The 1,370-nt window shown below is 36.4% G+C and carries 2 protein-coding genes; both read right to left on the bottom strand.

Annotated elements, in window-relative coordinates:
- Positions 1–479 (bottom strand): hypothetical protein (locus BZG20_RS16130; protein ID WP_206744459.1); only part of this gene is annotated, 479 nt, incomplete at its 3' end.
- Positions 480–903: 424 nt separating this feature from the next.
- On the bottom strand, positions 904–1,370 hold a 467-nt coding region (locus BZG20_RS15825), incomplete at its 5' end, for a glycosyltransferase (RefSeq protein WP_131825365.1).

Genomic DNA, 1,370 nt, shown 5'->3' with positions numbered 1-1,370 from the left:
GTATACATAGTACTAATAGGGTAAAGATTAATATAATGATTTAACCCTAGAAGCACGACCAAAAAAAATAAATAGACAAGGCTACGTTCAAAGAAAATTAATCTACTACTTTTAATTGCTAAAAAGAAAGAAAATAAAAAAACAAGAAAGTTAAGGGCTGGCTTATGAAGTTCATAAAAATCCCTCATGATTAAGTCAGTCCCCTCCATCAACACTCCAGCAGACATCGAGACAGGGATAATAATAAGAAGAACTAAAAAAGGCACTATATACAAAAAAGCTAACTTGCAATCACCTAGATAGGAAAGCATATTTTTTCTCTTTCCCTCGATTAGGAAGAAGATGGCAAGCACCGTGATCAACAAGCCATTAACAATACCTAATCCCGCCCTTCCCATATGCCCATGAAATGWAGGCATAATCATAGAAAAAAACAATAAAAATAAAAACAGGTGCGAGCTATTTATTCTTGTATGCAATTTATTCTCCTGGAAAATTCGCAAATAGTATTCACTAACCTATGTTACCCACAGAAAACGCATGGATATCCACATCCTAGAAACTCCTAGAAACCTTCACAGCCCGTCGCTAACTACTATCAGTCCATCGCATACTTCATTCACTTGCGCTAGATGGCGGCTTTGAAAGTCTTCTCTTTCTTTGAATAAATTTAAAACCATTTACTTTATTCGTCCAAAAACCTCTGCTCAGTAGTGCCACCCTATTAATGCGGAAGTAACCTTCCCCATCTCCAACATCGAATTGGGCGTTCGCCCTTCGCGGTGGTTCCCTGTCAGTAGTCAAGTTCACGCTTCCACTTATTAATTAATAGTCACATTCGTAATCTGGGAAACTTGATCTTTTTTATCTAAAATCACGCATTTTCAATGCTATCGACTATCATCATAACTCCAAATATTTTTCAGCTACTTGCTCCAGACTAAATTGCATTGCACGTTTTTTTGCTTTCTCTATTTGTTCAATTGAAGATGGCTTCTCTAACTTATTCATAATCGCTTCAGCCAATTTTTTAGTCTTGTTAGGTTCAACTAATGTACCAAACTCACCATTGTTTAAAATCATTTTGGGTCCACCGGGGCAGTCAGTAGAAATAACGGGGGTTTCTGATGCCATAGCTTCAACAATGACATTCCCAAAACCTTCCCAATCCGATGTTAGTACGAAAACATCAGCGGCTCTATAATAAGGGTAAGGGTTTTTCTGAAAATTAATTATCTCGACAACATCGGCTAGCCCAAACTCCTTGATTAATGATTTTAAATTACTTTCCTCTTCACCTTCACCTAAAATCACTAATCTTGAACAAGGAATTCGTTTATAGATAAGATTAAACACGTTAATTAATAACG

Origin of the sequence: Salinivibrio sp. IB868, from assembly GCF_001995655.1 — a bacterium.
GTDB lineage: Bacteria > Pseudomonadota > Gammaproteobacteria > Enterobacterales > Vibrionaceae > Salinivibrio > Salinivibrio siamensis.
The sequence above is the reverse complement of the archived record's forward strand: the minus strand, read 5'-3'. Positions and strand labels throughout refer to the sequence as shown.